The sequence below is a fragment of the Clostridia bacterium genome, assembly GCA_036562685.1.
GTDB lineage: Bacteria > Bacillota > Clostridia > Christensenellales > DUVY01 > DUVY01.
The window spans coordinates 1-20,838 of the sequence record DATCJR010000208.1 but is presented as its reverse complement, the minus strand read 5'-3'; the positions used below and the strand labels follow the sequence as shown (position 1 = coordinate 20,838).

The following is a 20,838-nucleotide window of genomic DNA, read 5'->3' as shown; positions in this document are numbered from 1 at the left end:
AGTTAAGCTTTCCAGAGCCGAGGGTACTTGCTTGGAAACGAGCTGGGAGAGTAGGTCGTTGCCGTAAATCATTAAAAAGGTCAGTTATTTCAACTGACCTTTTTTTTATGTAATTTTAAATATTTTTTTATTACCACTAATTTTAGAAATAGAGCTACACATGAAAGAAAATTAATTTAATCTAATAAATGATCAATAAGATTAGATGTTTTGGTGCTTTCAATTTTTATTACGATCATTTTTTTGTATAGTTATATAAAATCTAATTTGTATAGTTATATAAAATCTAAAAGGTTTTATACTTTAAAAACATTGTCGGCAATTATAGGGATTAATAATGACTTTAGTCTTATTGACACAAAACACGTGTTTTAGGCGATTCTTTGGGGTTATGAAGGCGCTTAAAATCATTTTTGAAAAGAAGACTAAGACAATAAGCAGATTAGCGCAAAACGCTATTCAAAGTCGATTTAAAGAACTATTATATTAAGCTGTTATACAAACGATGTTATCATTGTTTAGAAAAAAAATAAAAAATCTATTTCCCAAAAACTCAATTTATTTGGTTTATATAATCTAATAATAGCTTTTATAAATAAAAAATACTTTTCAGTAGTTATGAAAACATAAAAAATTTTTTTTAAACCCTTGTTTTGGTTTATTTATAAGCCGTTTTAGTATATAATTAAAACATATTATCGTAAAAAAAATAATATGTTCGTAATCGGTCTAATTAAAGCTGATTTTGTGTTATTCTACAAAATCAAAAAATCTATAAGCTAGAATTAAAGGGTAAAGGCGAAGATGGAAAGCAAAAGAAACACAATGCAAAAACAAATTATTTTAGATGCAGTTAATTCATTAAAAAATCACCCGTCGGCAGAAGATATTTATAGATATATTCATCCAAAATATCCTCAAATTAGTTTAAGTACAGTTTATAGAAACTTATATTCTTTAGTTCAAGAAGGAAAAATTAATCGTCTTAATACATTAACTCCTGAAAGATTTGATCATATAACAGATGATCATATACATTTTAAGTGTGATGAATGCGGTGGATTATTTGATCTTGATGTAGATCTTTCAAAAACTGTTCTTGAGCAGATGGGGCACAATAAGTTTATACATAAAATAAATAATATCAATATTATGCTTACTGGAATTTGTTCAGATTGCAAAGATATTAAGCAATAAAAAGTGTATAAAAGCCTCAAAAAAAGGGGATTACTTAACATTATATCAAAAGAGTATATAATTGCCTAATAAAAAACATCCAAAAGTTTTCAAAATTTTTTTGGGTATTTTTTATTTGGCTTTTTATTTTACAGGGTATTATATATTTGGTATAATAATTCGGAATTATTCGAGGTGTAAAATGGCAAAATACATTTTTGTTACTGGCGGCGTGGTTTCCGGATTAGGTAAAGGAATAACAGCAGCATCTTTAGGCAGACTGCTAAAGCAACGCGGACTGAAAGTTAGCAATCAAAAATTTGATCCGTATATTAATGTTGACCCTGGAACAATGAGTCCCTATCAACATGGAGAAGTATTTGTAACAGAAGACGGTGCAGAAACGGACTTGGACTTAGGACATTATGAGAGGTTTGTTGACGAAAATCTTACTGTTGACAGCAATATAACAACAGGAAAAGTATATAGTAAGGTTTTGAGAATGGAACGTAACGGTGACTTTTTGGGACACACCGTACAAGTTGTTCCTCATATAACCCACGAAATAAAACAATGTGTTTATAGAGTAGCTGAAAAAAATCCTGATATAGATGTAGTTATAACCGAAATTGGCGGAACAGTAGGCGATATAGAAAGCACTCCTTTTTTGGAAGCAATAAGACAAGTGCCTTTTGATGTAGGTCGTGAAAATGTTTTATACGTTCATGTAACGCTAGTACCTTATCTAAAGATGAGCGGCGAAATCAAAACAAAGCCTACACAGCATAGCGTAAAAGAGCTTCAAAACATAGGTATTACTCCTGATGTTTTGGTTTGTCGTACAGAACTTGATCTTGGTGAAGAAAACAAACGCAAGATTGCTATGTTCTGTAATGTAACGAGCGATGCTGTTATCCAAAACAAAGATGCTTCCATTTTGTATGAAGTACCGCTTGAACTTGAAAAAGAAGGGCTTGCAGACGTAGTATGCAGAAAACTCAAATTGAAATGTTCTAAGCCCGACTTAAAAGAATGGACTAAGATGGTTGACAATATAAAGAATATTTGCAACTCAAATAATATTGTCAATATCGGAATAGTTGGCAAATATGTTGAACTTCATGATGCTTATTTAAGCGTAGCAGAGGCATTAAGACACGGCGGTATTCAACATCAAGTTGATGTTCATATAAGCTGGATTTCATCCGAAGACATTAATAATGAAAATGTAGCTGAACAGCTAAAGGGTCTTGACGGTATTTTAGTTCCCGGCGGTTTTGGCGACAGAGGAATAGAAGGCAAGATCGCAACCGCAAGATATGCGCGTGAAAACAATATACCTTATTTTGGTATTTGTTTGGGAATGCAGATTGCTACTATAGAATTTGCTCGCAATGTTTTAGGATATAAGGATGCGCATAGTACAGAATTTGACCCTAAAACCAATCATCCTATTATACATATAATGCCTGAAAAGGCGTACCTTGAAGATATGGGCGGAACTCTTAGATTGGGCGGTTATCCTTGTAAGCTAAAGCCTAACAGCTTGGTAAGATCAATATATGGACAAGACACAATAGTCGAAAGACACCGTCATAGATATGAATTTAATAATGATTATAGAGAAGATATAGAAAAAAACGGTATGATTATAAGCGGCATTTCTCCTGATAATAATCTGGTTGAAATCATTGAATTAAACAATCACAAATGGTTTGTAGGCGTACAATTCCATCCCGAATTCAAATCAAGACCTAACCGTCCTCATCCGTTGTTCTCTTCATTTATAAAAGCAGCAAAAAAATAAAAAATAAAGGATGCCTAAAAAACGGCATCCTTTTTTGATGTTTATAGATTAAGTTTTATTTTGACAGAACTATTTGGTCTATTAAATTAAGCTCTTCCAAAGAAAAGTTAGTATTATCAAGAGCAGCTATGTTTTCAGTAATTTGAGAAAGTCTGCTTGCGCCCATAATTATGCTGGTAACATTGCCGGTATTAAGCAGCCATGATATTGCCATTTGCGCCATAGTTTGACCTCGTGCATCAGCAATGGGTTTTAGAAGCTGAATTTTTTCTATATTTTTGTTTAATTCTTCTGTGACATATTTTGAACGGCTTGCACGAGAATTTGCAGGAATATTTGCATTAATATATTTATCTGTCAATAAGCCTTGGGCAAGCGGACAATATGCCACAGCGCCTATTCCATTTGATTTTAGAACATCTGTAAGTCCATTTTCTATCCATCTGTTGAGCATGTTATATATAGGCTGATGAATAATATAAGGCGTTCCTAGTTTATTAAATTCATCTATAATACGAGCAGTTTGTTCGGCGTTGTAATTGCTTGTGCCGATATATAATGCTTTGCCTTGACGAACAATTAGATCTAAAGCGGCAGCGGTTTCTTCTATAGGTGTATCTGGATCAAAACGATGATGATAAAATATATCAAAATAATCAAGTCCTGTACGCTTAAGACTTTGGTCAATGCTAGCAATGAGATATTTTTTTGAGCCGCCATTGCCGTATGGACCTTCCCACATATAATATCCGGCTTTTGAAGAAATGATCAATTCATCACGATGAGAGCTAAGTTCGCTTTTTAGAACTCTGCCAAAATTGATTTCACTAGCACCTGGAGGGGGTCCGTAATTATTAGCGAGATCAAAATATGTTATGCCCAAGTCAAATGCACCCAAAATCATTTCCTTGATGTTTTGCATGGTAGCTTCATTGCCGAAGTTTTGCCAAAGTCCCAAGGAAATAGCAGGAATATAAAGTCCGCTTTTTCCGCAGCGGTTATATTTCATTTCTTTATACCGATTAGGGTTTGCAATATACATTTTTCTTCTCCTTACTAGTTTATATTTTAATGATAATCCTTGTTTTGATATGTTGTCAATATTGTTGTTATAATAATTATTTCTGTTGTTGATAATAAAATAAAACAGCACCCAAAGGTGCTGTAATTTTATTATTTATTTTTTCTTATCGGCATAATCCCTTACTGTTTGTAAAAATTCATCAAACAAATAAGCAGTATCTTCCGGTCCAGGGGATGCTTCCGGATGGAATTGTACGCTTGAAATAGAATGTCCAACATACTTCAAACCTTCAACAGTGTTATCGTTCATATTGATATGGGTTACTTGAATATTTTCAGGCAGGTTGTTGGCATCTACTGCGTAGCCATGGTTTTGGCTGGTTATATATACTCTGTCTTTTGCCAAATCTTTTACAGGATGGTTACCGCCTCTATGACCGTACTTGAGCTTAGATGTATTAGCGCCAAAGGCAAGAGCCAAAAGCTGATGTCCTAAGCAAATTGCAAATACAGGAATACCGCTTTCAGCTATTTGCTTTATGTTGGGCAAAATATCGCTGCAATCTTTGGGGTCTCCAGGACCATTAGAAAGCATTATTCCGTCGGGATTGAGCTTTTTGATTTCTTCCAAAGTTATATCATAAGGCACTGTAACAACTTCGCAGCCCCTTTTTAATAAAGAGCGAACGATGTTTTGCTTAATTCCCAAATCAATTACAACAATTCTCAAACCGTTATAATTTTGAGGCTTGTTATATATAGCTTCTTTTACTGAAACTTGTTTTACGGGATTGACGATTTTGTAATTCTTGAGCTTTTCAGCATAGTCTTCAAACTTGAAGTTTTCATTGGTTGTGATTACGGCGTTCATTGTACCGTAATTTCTTATTATCTTAGTCAATTTTCTGGTGTCAATACCTTGTATGCCTACAATGTTATGTTCTTTTAGATATTGGTCAATAGTTTTTTGGCAACGGAAATTGCTAGGTTGGTCGCAAATTTCATGGGTAACAAATCCTTTGCATGCAGGCTCAATTGATTCGATATCTTCACTGTTGATTCCGTAATTACCTATTAAAGGATAGGTCATGGTAATTATCTGTCCGGCAAAGCTTGGATCGGTTAACACCTCTTGATAGCCGCTCATTCCTGTATCAAATACGATCTCTCCAACAGTTTCGCCAGTAGCGCCTACAGAAACACCTTCAAAGACCTCACCGTTTTGTAAAGCTAAAATTGCTTTCATAATACCTCCGTTTTATTCTTTGATATTATATCGCAAAAACAACCCTTTGTAAATGACTTTATTATTTGCACAAAAAGGTATTTTATTATTTTTTTATATGCAATAATTTTGCAATATAAGCATTTTCATTTTGACAATAGTATTTGACATAACAGGTATTTTAAAATAAAATAAAAATTAGAGGTACATAAATGATAATAGATTTTCATACACATTGTTTTCCTGATAATCTTTATGAAAGAGCTATTTCTGAAATTTCGACAAAAAGCAAAGTTTATCCATCTTTTGATGGTTCTGTAGGCGGGCTTATTAGGTCAATGAAAGAAGCCGGTATTGATCGCTGTGTAGTAGCCAATATCGCCACAAATGCAAAACAGACACCAAAAGTAAATTCTTTTGCAATAGAATGTTCAAAATATCAAGAGCTTATTCCTTTTGGCAGCGTTCATCCGGAATTTGAAGACTATAAAGCCGAAATAGACAGATTGTGCGAAAAGCATATATTAGGATTGAAATTTCATCCTCATTATCAGTCTTATACCATTGATGACCCTAAGATGATGAAAGTGTATGAATACGCTTTGTCAAAAAATATGGTCTTGTTGTTTCATATGGGACGCGATCGTGCTCTGCCAGATGCTCAAAATGCTACTCCTAAGCGTATGAGAAATCTTGTAGATGCATTTAATACGCCTAAAATCGTTGCGGCTCATATGGGCGGAGAAGGATATAGAGAAGAATTTGAAAAATATCTTTTGGGCACTACAATATCAATAGATACTTCTTTTGCCTTTACTCGTATGAGTCTTGATGATATAAAAAAGATATTAGACCATCATAATCCTGAATATATTTTGTTTGCAACAGATGCTCCGTGGGCAGATCAAGGGGATGAATTGTTGCAGTATTATAATATGAACATTCCTCAAAAGACGCTTGATCTTATTTTGGGTGGTAATGCTTTGAGACTTTTAAAATCAGTTAAATAATTTGTAAAAAACTTAAGACAAAACTTTGATATAAAATAAAAAACATGGGGGGAATATTTTATGCAAAGAGAATGGTTTGTTGCAAATGATGGTACTCGCCTTAATTTAGCTGTTTTTGAAACCAATATTCCGCGTTGCGTTGTCCAAATTGTTCATGGTATGAATGAGCATATGGGCAGGTATCAAGATTTTGCCGAATTTCTCAACTCAAAAGGGGTTATAGTCGTAGGTGATGACCATAGGGCGCACGGCTTGACAGCGGGAGTAAGAGATAAAGTAGGCAAAGCAGACTATGACATTTTTGAAAAGACGCTAAGTGATGAGCGTGAAATCACAGCATATCTAAAACAAAAATACAAACTTCCGATTGTTGTTTTAGGTCATAGTTACGGTTCGTTTTTGGTCCAAAAGTATATTCAAACCCCTAGCGCTCAAGATGTCGCAGGGTTTATCTTGACAGGAACAGGCAAGCTGGATTTTTTGAGTGTATTGTTTGGCAGGATTGTTTCCAATCTAAATAACGTAGAAAAAGACGCATATTTTATAGCAAACCTTACATTTAGAGCTTATGACAAGAAGCTCAAAGGCAATCTTAACGATTGGTTGACTCGTGATTCTAATATTGTTCAAAAATATAATGAAGATAAGTTCATAGTACCAGTTTTTTCCTATGGTTTTTATCGTTCGTTTTTTAAAGGGCTCATGAATCTGTATTCAAAAGATTTTAACAACATCGATAAAGACACTAACATCTGCATCATGTGCGGAACAAAAGACGGAGTGGGCGCATGGGGTAAATATCCAAAAGCATTGTTTGAAGCTTATAAAAAAATAGGTTTGAATAATGTTGAACTAAAGATGTATGAAGATATGCGCCATGAAATCTTGAATGAAATAGGAAAAATGGACGTATATAAAGATATTCTTGCCTATATCAATAGAGTGATCAAAGAATAATTATTCATTTATATTTTATATTTATTCATATTAAGAATAAATATTCATATATTGAAATAAAATAAGCCCTTTAAGTATGTTTTTTATGCATATCTTATAAAATAATCTATTGAATTATTGGACCAAATCTGTTATACTAAGCAAGAGTTAAACTTACTATATTAATTGAGGGTAGATTATGCAAAACAGTTATAATGCTAAAGATATACAAATACTTGAAGGGCTTGATGCTGTCAGACGAAGACCAGGTATGTATATCGGTACTACTGGGCTAAAGGGTTTGCATCATATATTGTGGGAAATTGTTGATAACGCAATAGATGAAATAAGCAATGGTTATGGAAGTAAAATTATTGTAACCTTGCATCCTGATGGCAGCGCATCTGTTGAAGACAATGGTCGCGGTATTCCTGTCGATATTCATCCTCAATTGGGTGTAAGTGGCGTAGAAGTAGTATTTACTCAGCTTCATGCTGGCGGCAAATTTGATAATCACAATTATTCGTTTTCAGGCGGCTTGCATGGAGTAGGTGCGAGCGTAACCAATGCGCTAAGCGAATGGCTAAAGGTTAATGTTTTTAAAGACGGATGGGAATATCATATGGAATTTGCCTCCTATGAAACAGAAGACGGCAAAATCAAGAGTGGTATTCCTCAAAGCGGATTGATAAAAGTAGCACCGACTAATAAGACTGGAACGCTTGTTAGATTTTATCCAGATAAAAGAGTTTTTGATTCTATAATTTTTAATAGCGATGTTATTATAAAAAGATTAAAAGAACTTGCATTTTTAAATAAAGGTGCTTTTATAATTTTTCAGGATACAAGAGATGAATCCAATCCTATAAAAAAAGAGTTTTATTATGAAGGCGGATTGTGCGACTTTGTAAGATATGTAAATGAGGCCAAGAATCCGCTTCATGAGCCTATATATTTTGAAAATACCAAGGATAATGTTTTCCTTAGTATGGCTATGCAGTATAACGATTCTTATACTGATACCATAATTTCTTATGTTAACAACATTCCTACCACAGAAGGCGGCACTCATGAAACAGGCATAAAAACCGCAATCACAAAGGTCTTTAATGATCTTGCCAGAAAATATGGAATGTTAAAGGAAAAAGAACCTAATCTTTTGGGCGATGATTTTAGAGAAGGACTTACTGCAGTCATTTCTGTAAAAATGGCTAACGTGCAGTTTGAAGGACAAACCAAAACCAAATTAGGCAATTCTGAAGCAAGACTTGCTTGCGAGTATATTACCACACAAGAGTTATATAAATTTTTTGAAACTAATTCACGTAAAAGCATAGCAGAAACAATTATTCAAAAAGCAATAGGCGCAGCAAGAGTTAGAGAAGCGTCCAGAAAGGCAAAAGAAATTACACGACAAAAAAACAGTTTGGAAAATGCTACTTTAGTCGGAAAGCTGGCAAGCTGTACTTCAAAAAAACCTGAGCTTAATGAGCTATTCATAGTAGAAGGAGATTCGGCAGGCGGTACAGCAAAACAAGCAAGAGTTAGGTCATTTCAAGCGATTTTGCCTCTTAGAGGAAAGCCTCTAAACGCCGAAAAGAAAAGACTAGATCAGGTTTTGCAAAATGATGAAATAAGAACGCTTATAAGCGCTTTGGGTGCTGGTATAGGCGAAGATTTTAGTGTGGACAACCTTAATTATCATAAAGTAGTTATTTTATCAGATGCTGACCAAGACGGTGCTCACATAAAAGCGATTTTATTGACATTTTTCTTCAGATATATGAAGGATCTGATTAATGAAGGATATGTATATATGGGCGTTCCGCCTTTATATAAGGTTTATAAAAAAGATACGGTAGTGTACGCATATTCAGATGAAGAACTTGAAGAGGCCAAGGCAAAGGTAGGCAGAGGCTATCAAATTCAGCGGTATAAAGGCTTAGGTGAAATGAACGCTGATCAATTATGGGAAACTACCATGAATCCTAAAACACGAAAACTGGTTCAGGTTACCATTGATGATGCAGCGGAAGCCGAAAAACTTGTAACAATTCTTATGGGTGATGCTGTTGAATTGAGAAGGAACTATATTATTGAGCACGCTAACTTTAATAAAGTTGACAAATTTTTGGGAGAGATTAATTAATGAGCGAGAATAATGTGCAAGAGCAAAATATAATACAAAAAACTATGGAAGAGGTAATGCATAATTCCATGATTCCTTATTCGGAACATGTAATCATGGAAAGAGCTTTGCCCCGCGTAGAAGACGGCTTAAAACCGGTACAGCGTAGAATTTTGTACTCATTATACGAATTAGGAGTTACTCCAGATAAGCCTTACAGAAAATCTGCTCGTATCGTGGGTGATTGTCTAGGAAAATATCATCCTCACGGTGATAGATCAGTTTATGACGCAATGGTAAGAATGGCGCAGCCTTTTAATATGCGTCACATGTTGATAGACGGTCACGGCAATTATGGTTCTGTTGACGGCGATAGTGCGGCGGCTATGCGTTATACCGAAGCCAGACTTGCACCTCTTGCAATGGAACTTTTAAGGGATCTGGAAAAAGACACAGTAAAATGGAGTCTTAACTTTGACGATACAATAAAAGAACCTGATATGCTGCCCGGAAGATTTCCCAATCTTCTGGTCAATGGTGCTTCAGGTATAGCCGTAGGTCTTGCAACAAACATTCCTACTCATAATTTAGGTGAAGTAATAGATGGAGTAATTGCTTATATTCATAATCCCAAAATCACTCTAAAAGAAATGATGAAAATCATAAAAGGTCCTGATTTTCCTACCGGTGGTTATATTATTGCAGGATCAGAGCTTTATAAGGCATATGAGACAGGCAAGGGCAAAATTACAATCAGAGCCAAGATTCATATTGAAGTTTCTGAAAATGACAAAAAGAGTATAGTTATTGATGAATTACCTTATCAGGTCAATAAGGCTGCATTGCTTGAATCCATAATGGAGTATAGAGAATCAAAAAAAGAACAATTAAGCGGCATAAGTGAAATTTTAGATGAATCAGACAGAAACGGAATGCGTGCTGTGATAAAAGTAAAAAAAGACGCAGATCCTCGTGCTATATGTGATATTTTGTTCAAGTATACTCAATTATCACAATCTTTTGGAATCAACATGGTTGCTATTGCTGACGGCAAGCCTCAACAAATGGGTTTGCTAGATATAATCGCATATTATGTTAATTATCAGAGAGAAGTTATTGTAAAACGTACAAAATATGAACTCAATGAAGCGCAAAACAGAGAGCATATTTTGACAGGATTAATGATTGCAGTAGCTAACATTGACGAAGTTGTTAAGATCATTAAGACCAGTGCGTCAGTAAACGATGCCAGAAACAACTTGTGCGAAAAGTTTTTGTTAAGCGAAATTCAAGCGCAAGCAATTTTGGATTTGAGATTGGCAAGATTGACTCATCTAGAAGTGCATAAGCTTGAAAAAGAGCTTGCAGAAGTTAGGGAATTAATCAAAAAGTTACAGACAATTTTGGGAAGCAAAAAAGTCCAAATGGAAGTTATAGTAAACGAACTTAACGCTATAAAAAAGCAATACAAAGAGCCCAGAAGAACTGTTATACTAGACGATGTTTCAGAATATTATATACCTTCTGATGACGATGAAAAACCTATTGAAAACTTTATGATAGGATATAACGAGAACGGAGCATTAAAACGTATTCCTATCAAAAATTATTCAATGTCGGTAAAAGAGTTTACTGATAGTTCAAGTAAAAACGATATTCATAAGTTATTGGAAGAAGCACAAACTTATGACAAAGTATATTGCTTTACCAATTTAGGTAACTGTTATAAAGTTGATGTTTTATCCATACCAGAGGCAAAATGGCGTGACAAGGGTGACGATATAAAATCTTGTATTCCTGATATTCAAAAAGATGAAAAAGTCATCAAGATGTTTGTTATAAAAGAAAATTTGCCTACTAACAGGCTGTTATTCTTTACACGCGAGGGCATGATAAAGAAATCGGATTGGTCAGAATACGGCGTTGTAAAATCTTCTTTCCAAGCTGTGAAACTCAAGGAAGGCGATGAAGTAATCAACATAGAAGAAGAAATCCAAAAATCTTCTATATTGTTTATAACCGCCCTTGGAATGGGACTTAATGCTGATCCAAGCGATGTACCTACTCAAGGCAGAATTTCAAGCGGAGTTAAGGGTATATTGTTATCTGAAGACGATTACGTGGTATTTGCAGGTCAGGTAACAGAGCATCATAACAGCATATTAATGATCAGCGACAAAAGCAGTGCTAAGAAAATTGAGCTTAGCGAATTAGGACTTTTGAGCAGGTATAGAAAAGGGCTAAAAGTCTTTGACTTAAAAGGCGATAGCGGTGATAAACTTATATGGGCTGCGCCTAATCACAAAAAAGATAAACTTTCTATTATCTTAATCGATGATGATGATTATATGACAGCATTTAGTTCTGACGATGTTCTAAAGTCTACCCGAACAGGTAAGAGCAAAAATCTTTGCAAGCTTAATAAAAATCATTATATAAAAGATGTATTTTTATATAATTCATAAAGATTTTAATACATCCATAAAGATTTAATAATTTTTGAAAAGCTGCGATAAAAAGTCGCAGCTATTTTTTAAAAAAATATTTTAAAAAGCACTAAAAAATAAGCGTTTTATAATTAAAAAACGCAAAAAAATAGTAAAAAAACATAAAAAAATTACAAAAAGCGCTGTAAATGTTTGACAGCTAATTTTTTGAGATATATAATTTATCCGACTAACATATAAGAATATTTTGAACTTAAGTTTTGGAGATTCATAGATGAAAAAAATAATAAGGAGTGTACACATTTAGAAAAGACATATCGTAACAAAGTCAAACCGTTCGATATGAACAGGATTTTAATAGGATAATTAATGATTTTACATTAATATATACAATGCTTTAATTCTTTTTGATGTTTTTTTAAAAGCAGGTCTTATCTTATCTATAAATATATGCTAAAAAAGCATTGTGTCGTTTGACATCTTGGAATTATCAATATAATTTACTATAATCTTGCTGTTCGTTTAAGTCATAAATATGCTCTTTACCTTATATATTATATCAAACGGTATAAATCGTTTCGACATAATACGTAAAAATCAAGCTAAATAGTTAATTTTTCTTATAATTTATGTGTTTATAGTATAAGGTAACAAGATGTATTTCATAACGTTAAAAAAACATAACTTGCTGTTCTGGTGTTTGACAATATTATTGTTGTTAACATTTATATCTTTAAACACGCTTGTGGGATCGGGTAATGTATTTTTGAATAATACGACCGAAAGAAAATTGCCTATATACAGTGTGGAAACAAATGAAAAAAAACTTGCCATATCTTTTGATGCGGCATGGGGCGCAGATAAAACAGACGAACTTATTGACATTTTAAAAGAAAATGACATAAAAGCTACATTCTTTTTGGTAGGGTTTTGGGCTGAAAGGTACCCTGACAAGGTGCAAAAAATAGACCAAAATGGATTTGAAATAGGAACTCATTCTAACACCCATCCAAAGATGACTGACCTTAGTCAGACAAAAATGCAGCTTGAGCTTGAAACGTCTTGTAATATTATACAGAATATTACAGGCAAAAGACCAAGAATCTTTAGGCCGCCTTTTGGAGCGTATAATAATAAGCTGATAGAAACTGCGGCAGGATTAGACTTAAAAACAATTCAATGGGATGTAGATTCTTTGGATTGGAAAGATAACTCTGCACAGAGTATTGCAGAAAGGGTTATCGCAAAAGCAAAAAATGGCTCAATAATATTAATGCATAATAATGGTGAAAAAACACCGCAGGCATTAAGGCTGATTATTCTTGGTTTAAAGAACAAGGGATTTGAATTCGTATGTGTAGGTGAGCTGATATATTGGGACAATTATTACATTGACCATACGGGAAGACAAATAAAAATCATTTGAAAAACGGGAGAAGGAAAATGAATTACCCCGAGAATATAGCCAATAAGGTTTTTTTGGCTGGGAAAATTGTTACCGAACCGGTATTTTCGCATGAGATTTATGGCGAAGGTTTTCACGAAATGATGATAGAGGTACCGCGTCTATCAGAGCAAAAGGACATTTTGCCCATTACGGTCAGTGAAAGGCTTCTAATAGATCGTCTGCTTAAAGTTGGAGATTATACTGCGCTAATGGGTCAATTTAGAAGCTATAACAAACTGGTTGACGGCAAAAGCCGACTTATGCTTACAGTGTTTGTTAGAGAGCTTTTGGATTGGACTTCTGAATGCAATCCAAATGTAGCAGAACTTGGAGGTTTTATATGCAAACCTCCTGTATACAGAACAACACCTTTTAAGCGTGAAATATGCGATTTATTAATTGCAGTTAATCGTGCGTACAATAAGTCCGATTACATACCGTGCATTGCATGGGGCAGAAACGCTAGATTTGTAAAGAATATTAGAATCGGAGAAAAAGTAATGATTTCAGGGCGTATACAAAGCCGTGAATATCAAAAAAAGCTTGACGATGGTACGGTAGAAACCAAAACCGCGTATGAAGTTTCTATTAACAAAATAAGCGTCAATCCAGCTGAAATGAATTCCAAAGCATTTTTTGAATCGTCATTCAGATTTGATGATTCTGCGGATATTCAAAATAGCAATAAATAATTATTTGCTTAGCACAAAAAAATACCACACCTATTAAGGTGTGGTATTAAAAATTTTTCATTTTTCTTTAATTATAAACTTTATCATAAATGTGCTTAGCGTAAGTTCCTGCTACATTAACACCGCTCACTTTTTCAATCATATTGAAAAAGGCGTTAGAATTGACTTCGCACAAAACTGGATTTCCTTGCTTGTCTGTAAGAATATCTATTCCGCAATAATCAAGTCCCAAAATTTTGGAGACATTTTGAGCCATTTCAATATATGACTCGGATAATGTAACTGGATAACCCTTTCCGCCTAATTCAATATTTGAGCGAAAATCAGTTTCAGATTTTCTTATCATTGCAGCACAAACTTTATTGCCTATCACTATAACACGCGTATCTGTTCCTGCGCTTTCGGCGATAAATTCCTGATAGAGATGGGGAACATCTATCAATTTTTCACGCAAAAGCTGCAGTTCTTCAAAATTATGCGCCAGAAAGACTCTGTTTCCTAAAGATCCAAAAGCCCCTTTAACTACGATAGGAAAAGACAAAATCTCGGTAACCTTTTTTAAAAAACTTCCATCATCAACATCTGTTTTATAAAATCTCAAAGGCGAAGCTATTGTTATAGGCATTTTTATATTATTTTGAGATAAAGCGATATATGTTTGTAGTTTGTCATCACAAAGTTCTATGGCTTTGGGATTATTGAATATAAACTGATTGCTTTTTTCGATCATTCTTGCAGCATACTTGTCTTTGTCAAGATAAACTACAAAATCATGGTCTTTTATTTTATTGATAATTTCATAGTTTCCCAAATATACATCGACATTGCAATTTCGTCTGACATCAATTTTGACACCAAGTTTTAAAAACTCTTCGCTTAGGCGTTTGGTTTGATTTTTGAAAATATCAGAATAGCTGAAAGAATTGATTATTATTAGTCCGTGTTTGTCCATAAAATAATTATAGCATACTTAATTTACTAAGTATGCTTTTTTATATGAGCTTTGGAGTTTGCTATTCTTTAATTATATTATTGAGCGCAAGTATGGCTTTTAGGCTCTTTTTAATTTTAGGCGGAGCGATGCCGTCGATTGCCTGAATTTTTTCTTCTGTTAAGTTATTAGGTTGATTTCTAAAACTTTGCATTAATGTAAGAAGCGTCAATAAAGAATTATTGCCAAAAGACTGTTGAGAATTGTTACTTTCTTCATGCTGCAAAGGTTCGTCTTTTTTGAAATCGTCTATTTTGGGCATTTTATGTAAATCAAGATTATTTATGTCAGGATACAGTTTGCTGTAATCAGCATAATGCCTTCCTTTATTATTGTTTCTGCAAGGCGGGGTATATTGAGGGGGATCATAATCAATAGGTTCTTCTCTTTTGGGTTCATCATTATCGGATTTTCCGCCGCCAAAATTTTGCAAAATTTGCGCCATTTGCGGATTATTTCCTGTCATTGCAGGAATCAAAGTCTTTAATATATCAGAAGAGCCGCCTTTGCCGCCTTTTTGCATAAGCAAAGGCAAAAGCATGGTAAGCATGTTATTGTTAGCGCCGCCTCCATTTCCGCCTTTATTCATAAGCAATGGAAGAAGGTTGTTCAGCATATTATTAGAATTATTATTATTTTCCATTAGTGTCAATCCTTCTTAAAAAATCTATACACATATTATATATATGCGCTCATATAATTAAAATGAGATAAAAAGGTAAGGAGATTACATAATGGGAAAAAACCTAAGAGACGAACTCAAAAAAGCTGCCCAAAATACTATATACGAAAATGCTGATGATGATAAAAAGAAAATGGCAGAAGAGTATATGAAAAAATACGGCAACAAAAATGAAAATGAGCTTATGTCTGAGCTTATGAACAAAGTCAGAAAAAATAAAGCACAAGGCACATTTTCGGACGCTGAACTTGATAATTTTGCAAAATCAGTAAAAGGAATATTATCACCAGAACAGCAAAAAAGAATGGAGCAGATTATTAGGTCATTAAAAAACAGCTGAAAAATTTTAAAAGCGACTTTAAGAAAACAAGTCGCTTTTTTGATGATTATTGATGTAACTTTTTAATCAAATTATATATTCTTAACTATTTCTCTAATAGCTTTCAAAAATATTTCAACTTCATCCATTGTATTTTGATAAGACAAAGAAGCACGCACAGCACCATGTTTTATCGTTCCCAAATATTTATGCGCTAACGGTGCGCAATGCAATCCTGCTCTTACACATATATCAAACTTTTCATCAAGCAAGTTAGCAGTTTCTGCCGAATATAAGCCTTCGATATTAAAAGTAACCAAACCGTTATATTCTCCTTTTGGAGTATAGACTATTACTTTGGGTATTTTTTTGATTTCTTCATACAGGTGTTTGGTCATTTTATAGATGTTTTTATTTATTGATGAAAAATTTTGTCTTATCCAGGTTATGCCTGCGTCCAGTCCTGCAATCGCTGGTGTGGAGATTGTTCCGCTTTCTAAGCTTTCGGGCAGATCAAGAGGTTGAATAGGACTTTCGCTTCTTGTTCCTGTACCGCCCAAAATCATAGGATTAAGTACAATATTTTTGTCCACGGCCAAAATTCCTACGCCTTGAGGCGCAGCCAATCCCTTATGTCCAGCGGCGGCAAGGATATTTATTCCTGTCTTTTTCATATTTATATTAACATGACCTGCACTTTGAGCTGCATCAACCAAAAAGACAATTCCTCGCTTTTTGGTATAAGCGCCTATTTCTTCAATAGGGGCTTTTGCGCCTGTAACATTGGAGATATGGTTGACTATGATCATTTTTGTGTTACGTCTTACTGCGTTAATTATGGCCTCAGTACGTATTAAACCGTATGCGTCAGGGTAAACCACAGTAAAGCTGATTTTTCCTGCGTTATGCAAATGGTATAAAGGCCGCAAGACAGAATTATGCTCGTAGGCTGTTGTAATAACATGCCCGCATTTAATGCCGCCGAAAATGGCATAGTTTAATGAGGCCGTACAGTTGTGTGTAAATACTATGGTGCCGCTTTCACCTAATCCAAAGAAATCAGCAGTATTTTCTCTAGCTTGAGAAATTCTAAGTGCGGCGGCAGAAGCCATTTTATGTCCGCTTCGGCCTGGATTAGCAGGATATTCTAATGTTTCTAAAACAGCTTTTTTTACACAGTCCGGTTTGAAACCGCCTGAAGCCGCGTTATCAAAATAAATCATATTTAATATCAAAAATAAGGTGGCGTTAATATAGTATATTGTCGGAAAAATAAAAATGCCATAAGTTTTGGAGAATTTTTATGACCTATTATTTCGTTGTATTAGCTAACAGAGCACAGACAATGTATTTTTTTAGAATATTAAAAAATTATGGCTGTAATGTTAATATTATCAACACGCCGCCAAGCATTAGTTCTATATGCAGCATAAGCATCAGATTTGATCCAAAAGATTTTGAAAGGGTAAAAAAGCTTTTGCTAAGCTATAACTTTTCGTCTTTTAGAGGAGTTTATCGTTATGAGGGTAACGGCTGGAAAGGCTCAATTAGAAAAGTCTTTTAAATTTTTAATTATTTATAATTTAGCATATTAACACTTTAATTAATAGTCAAACAAAAAAATAGATGTTATAATAATAAAAAATATTTTTGGGAGATTTAAAGTGCAAAATAACATCAAAGTATCGGTATCGGGTTACCCCAGAATAGGTAAACAGAGAGAACTCAAGAAATGGATTGAAAGTTATTTTAAGGGCAATTTGAAAGAACAGGACTTAATCGATAATGCTGATAATCTTAGATTAGGTCAAGTTAAGTTGCTAAAAGAAAAAGGAGTTGACTATATTCCATCCAATGATTTTTCTATGTATGACCAAGTTTTAGATACAGCCGTTATGCTTAATGTCATACCTTATCAATACAAAGAACTCAAACTATCAAGTCCGCTTGAAACTTATTTTGCAATGGCTAAAGGCTATCAAAAAGACGGTGCAGATGTAAAGGCACTTGCAATGAAAAAATGGTTCACAACTAATTATCATTATATTGTGCCTGTAATTGACGACAGCGTAGAAATCAAACTTAACGCATCTAAACCGATTAATGAATATAAAACTGCTAAAGAATTAAATATTGTAACCAAGCCCGTAATAATCGGTGCGTTTACTTTTATAAAGCTTTGCAGATTTTCAACTCAAAAAAAACGTGAAGAAATAATCAATAAAATAACATATGCTTATATTCAACTTTTAAAAGAACTAAAAGCCGCCGAAGCTGAGCTTGTTCAGTTGGACGAGCCTATGCTGGTAACTGATTTAAATGACGCAGATATCAGCTTATTCAAGGCAATTTATAATAAGATTTTAAGCAATAAAGCTGGAGTGAAGGTACTTCTTAATACATATTTTGGAGATATCAGAGATATATATTCTACTGTTATATCTATGGACTTTGATGCATATGGACTGGATTTTGTAGAAGGCAAGAAAAACCTTGATCTGATAAAAGAATATGGTTTTGGTTCAGACAAGCAGCTTTTTGCAGGCGTAATTAACGGACGCAATATATGGCGAAACAGTTATCAAGAATCTATGGAGATTTTGGATACTCTCAAAAAATATGTTGACGTTAATAATCTGGTAATCAGCACTGCAAGTTCGCTTTTGTTTTCACCTTATACTACACAAAACGAAAATAATTTGTCTCAAGAAGTTCTGGTTCAATTTGCCTTTGCTGAACAGAAACTTGATGAACTTAATGATTTGAGATGTTTGTTTAATAACAGCGATTATAAGAGCGATAAAAAGTATCTTGACAATATTGCTTTGAAAAAGCATAAGATAGAAAACGAAGCTTACATAGAGCCTGATGTAAGACAAAAAATCAAAAATCTAAAAGACGAAGATTTTGTAAGACTGCCCAAATCTGAAGAAAGATATAAAATTCAAATAGAAAAACTAGGCTTGCCTAAATTGCCTACAACAACAATAGGCTCATTCCCTCAGACCGCAGAGGTTAAGAGAAATCGCGCTCAGTTTAAAAAAGGCGAAATAACTTTTGAACAATACAACCAAAGAGTAAAAGAGTTTATAGCCCAAGCGGTAAAATATCAAGACGAGCTTGGAATTGACGTGTATGTGCATGGCGAGTTTGAACGCAATGATATGGTTGAATATTTCGGTGAAAACTTGTCCGGCTTTATATTCACTCAAAACGCGTGGGTACAATCATACGGAACACGCTGTGTAAAACCGCCTGTGATCTGGGGCGATGTAAAAAGACTAAAGCCGATTACAGTACCGTATAGTGTATATGCCCAAAGCTTGACCAATAAGCCAATGAAGGGTATGTTGACAGGACCTGTTACAATTCTTAACTGGTCATTCCCTAGAGAAGATATATCGCTAAAAGAGATTTGCTATCAAATCGCGCTTGCCATAAAAGATGAAGTGTTGGATCTAGAAAAGAACGGAATAGAGATCATTCAAATAGACGAAGCGGCTTTGAGAGAAAAGCTGCCGCTTAGAAAGAGCGAATGGAAATCATATCTTGATTATGCAATAAAAGCTTTTAGGCTTGTGCATTCAACTGTTAAGCCGCAAACCCAAATTCATACCCATATGTGTTACAGCGAATTTGGAGATATAATTCAAGATATTGACGATATGGATGCCGATTGTATTTCATTTGAAGCATCTCGTTCTGACCTTACTATTTTGGATGACCTGCAAAGATGCGGATTTAAGACGGCGGTAGGTCCTGGAGTATATGACATTCATTCGCCTAGAGTTCCTAGTAAAGAAGAAATAAAATCAGCCATAAACAAGATGATAGACAAACTTGGATCAAATAAGCTGTGGATTAATCCTGACTGCGGCTTAAAAACCAGAGGCTGGGAAGAAACATTGCCAAGCTTGAAAAATATGACTGAAGCAGTAAAAGAAATAAGAAAAGAAAAGGGTCTATAACATTGTTTATTTCTGATGCCAAAGACAGTACGTTTTTGTTTGATGGGGCGTTTGGAACATACTATGCATCGATAACGCATAGCATTAAATCTTGTGAAACAGCCAATTTAAACGACCCAAAAATCGTATTTAAAATTCACAGGCAGTATATTGAGTCTGGCGTAAACGCCATAAAAACAAATACTTTTGGTGCAAACTCAGGATTAAACCTAGCCTTTGACGATATAAAAGACATCATTACATCGGGTTTCAATTTGGCTTTGCAGGCAACAAAAAACACTGATGTAGCAGTTTTTGCAGATATTGGACCTATACCTTTTAAAGATACAGATATAAGCCAAGAATATATTGATATCGCTGACATTTTTTTGGATTTGGGCGCGGATAAATTCTTGTTTGAAACCATGCCCGAATTTAATTTTTTAAAACCTGTTTTAAAGCATATCAAAGCCAAAAAGCCTGATAGTTTTATTATTGTTTCTTTTGCTGCCGGACTTGACGGTTATACAAAAGCAGGACATTATTACAAACAGCTTTTGGACTCCGCTCAAGACGACAATGCAGTTGATGCAATCGGGCTTAATTGTCTTTGCGGTCCTGCTCATATTTTGAAGCTCATAAAAGATTATTCGCCTAAAAAACTTATGAGCGTTATGCCTAATTCAGGGTATCCTGAATCAATCGGAAACAGACTGATATATATAGACAATGCCGAGTATTTTGCAAGCAAAATATTAGAATTAAGACAAAACGGCATAAAGATTTTGGGCGGTTGTTGCGGAACGACGCCGCAGCATATCAAAAAAAGCAGATTGATGCTAAATGATTTCAATCATGAAAAAATAGTTGATGTCTCTTTTAAAAATCCTAGCATCGATCAAAAGCCAGTAAATCAAAACGTTTTTTTTGATAAATTAAAGCAAAAAAAATATCCGATTGCAGTTGAATTGAGAGCGCCGGTTGATACCAATGCAGATTATTTGATTT

Annotated in this window: 17 protein-coding genes; 12 read left to right on the top strand and 5 right to left on the bottom strand. The window is 34.3% G+C overall.

What is annotated here, in order from left to right; translation table 11 throughout:
- Positions 1-804: 804 nt before the first annotated feature.
- Both VIL26_08935 and VIL26_08930 read left to right on the top strand, forming a co-directional pair.
- Positions 805-1,197 (top strand): Fur family transcriptional regulator, encoded by a 393-nt coding sequence (locus VIL26_08935; protein ID HEY8391050.1) that lies wholly within the window; start codon positions 805-807, stop codon positions 1,195-1,197.
- A 181-nt stretch (positions 1,198-1,378) separates the two neighbouring features.
- Positions 1,379-2,983 (top strand): CTP synthase, encoded by a 1,605-nt coding sequence (locus VIL26_08930; protein ID HEY8391049.1) that lies wholly within the window; start codon positions 1,379-1,381, stop codon positions 2,981-2,983.
- A 55-nt stretch (positions 2,984-3,038) separates the two neighbouring features.
- Here VIL26_08930 and VIL26_08925 read toward each other — a convergent pair whose 3' ends face one another.
- On the bottom strand, positions 3,039-4,025 hold the full coding sequence (locus VIL26_08925; GenBank protein ID HEY8391048.1) for an aldo/keto reductase: 987 nt from the start codon (positions 4,023-4,025) through the stop codon (positions 3,039-3,041).
- Positions 4,026-4,160: 135 nt separating this feature from the next.
- Positions 4,161-5,252 carry a carbamoyl phosphate synthase small subunit gene (locus VIL26_08920; protein ID HEY8391047.1) on the bottom strand — a complete coding sequence of 364 codons (1,092 nt, stop codon included), beginning with the start codon at positions 5,250-5,252 and terminating at the stop codon, positions 4,161-4,163.
- A 191-nt stretch (positions 5,253-5,443) separates the two neighbouring features.
- On the opposite strand from VIL26_08920, the gene VIL26_08915 reads away from it, so the two are divergent.
- From VIL26_08915 to VIL26_08890, 6 genes are all read left to right on the top strand, one after another.
- The gene (locus tag VIL26_08915; GenBank protein HEY8391046.1) at positions 5,444-6,241 is read left to right on the top strand and encodes an amidohydrolase family protein; all 798 of its coding nucleotides are present in this window, start codon (positions 5,444-5,446) and stop codon (positions 6,239-6,241) included.
- A 60-nt stretch (positions 6,242-6,301) separates the two neighbouring features.
- A complete protein-coding gene (locus tag VIL26_08910) occupies positions 6,302-7,198 on the top strand; it encodes an alpha/beta hydrolase (protein ID HEY8391045.1) in 897 nt (298 codons plus the stop codon).
- A gap of 178 nt (positions 7,199-7,376) precedes the next feature.
- A complete protein-coding gene (locus VIL26_08905) occupies positions 7,377-9,326 on the top strand; it encodes a DNA topoisomerase subunit B (protein ID HEY8391044.1) in 1,950 nt (649 codons plus the stop codon).
- Positions 9,326-11,770 carry a DNA topoisomerase (ATP-hydrolyzing) gene (locus VIL26_08900; protein ID HEY8391043.1) on the top strand — a complete coding sequence of 815 codons (2,445 nt, stop codon included), beginning with the start codon at positions 9,326-9,328 and terminating at the stop codon, positions 11,768-11,770. The genes VIL26_08905 and VIL26_08900 overlap by 1 nt, the downstream gene beginning before the upstream one ends.
- A 727-nt stretch (positions 11,771-12,497) precedes the next feature.
- The gene (locus VIL26_08895; protein HEY8391042.1) at positions 12,498-13,178 is read left to right on the top strand and encodes a polysaccharide deacetylase family protein; all 681 of its coding nucleotides are present in this window, start codon (positions 12,498-12,500) and stop codon (positions 13,176-13,178) included.
- Between the two features lie 17 nt (positions 13,179-13,195).
- Positions 13,196-13,891: a single-stranded DNA-binding protein gene (locus VIL26_08890; GenBank protein HEY8391041.1), complete on the top strand. Its 696-nt coding sequence runs from the start codon at positions 13,196-13,198 to the stop codon at positions 13,889-13,891.
- Positions 13,892-13,958: 67 nt separating this feature from the next.
- Here VIL26_08890 and VIL26_08885 read toward each other — a convergent pair whose 3' ends face one another.
- Entirely contained in the window at positions 13,959-14,843 is an 885-nt protein-coding gene (locus tag VIL26_08885) for a RimK family alpha-L-glutamate ligase (GenBank protein ID HEY8391040.1), read from the bottom strand.
- A 61-nt stretch (positions 14,844-14,904) separates the two neighbouring features.
- Complete coding sequence (locus tag VIL26_08880; protein ID HEY8391039.1) at positions 14,905-15,525, bottom strand: hypothetical protein; 621 nt, start codon at positions 15,523-15,525, stop codon at positions 14,905-14,907.
- Between the two features lie 91 nt (positions 15,526-15,616).
- Between VIL26_08880 and VIL26_08875 the strand changes: the two genes are divergently transcribed.
- A complete protein-coding gene (locus VIL26_08875) occupies positions 15,617-15,904 on the top strand; it encodes a hypothetical protein (GenBank protein HEY8391038.1) in 288 nt (95 codons plus the stop codon).
- A 71-nt stretch (positions 15,905-15,975) separates the two neighbouring features.
- Here the strand turns inward: VIL26_08875 and VIL26_08870 are convergent, their stop codons facing one another.
- On the bottom strand, positions 15,976-17,106 hold the full coding sequence (locus VIL26_08870) for an aminotransferase class V-fold PLP-dependent enzyme (GenBank protein ID HEY8391037.1): 1,131 nt from the start codon (positions 17,104-17,106) through the stop codon (positions 15,976-15,978).
- An 80-nt stretch (positions 17,107-17,186) separates the two neighbouring features.
- On the opposite strand from VIL26_08870, the gene VIL26_08865 reads away from it, so the two are divergent.
- The 3 genes from VIL26_08865 to VIL26_08855 all read left to right on the top strand — a co-directional run.
- Positions 17,187-17,447, top strand: coding sequence for a putative Se/S carrier-like protein (locus VIL26_08865; GenBank protein HEY8391036.1), 261 nt, complete (start codon positions 17,187-17,189; stop codon positions 17,445-17,447).
- Positions 17,448-17,559: 112 nt separating this feature from the next.
- The gene (gene metE / locus VIL26_08860) at positions 17,560-19,851 is read left to right on the top strand and encodes a 5-methyltetrahydropteroyltriglutamate--homocysteine S-methyltransferase (protein ID HEY8391035.1); all 2,292 of its coding nucleotides are present in this window, start codon (positions 17,560-17,562) and stop codon (positions 19,849-19,851) included.
- Between the two features lie 2 nt (positions 19,852-19,853).
- Positions 19,854-20,838 (top strand): homocysteine S-methyltransferase family protein (locus VIL26_08855; GenBank protein ID HEY8391034.1); only part of this gene is annotated, 985 nt, incomplete at its 3' end.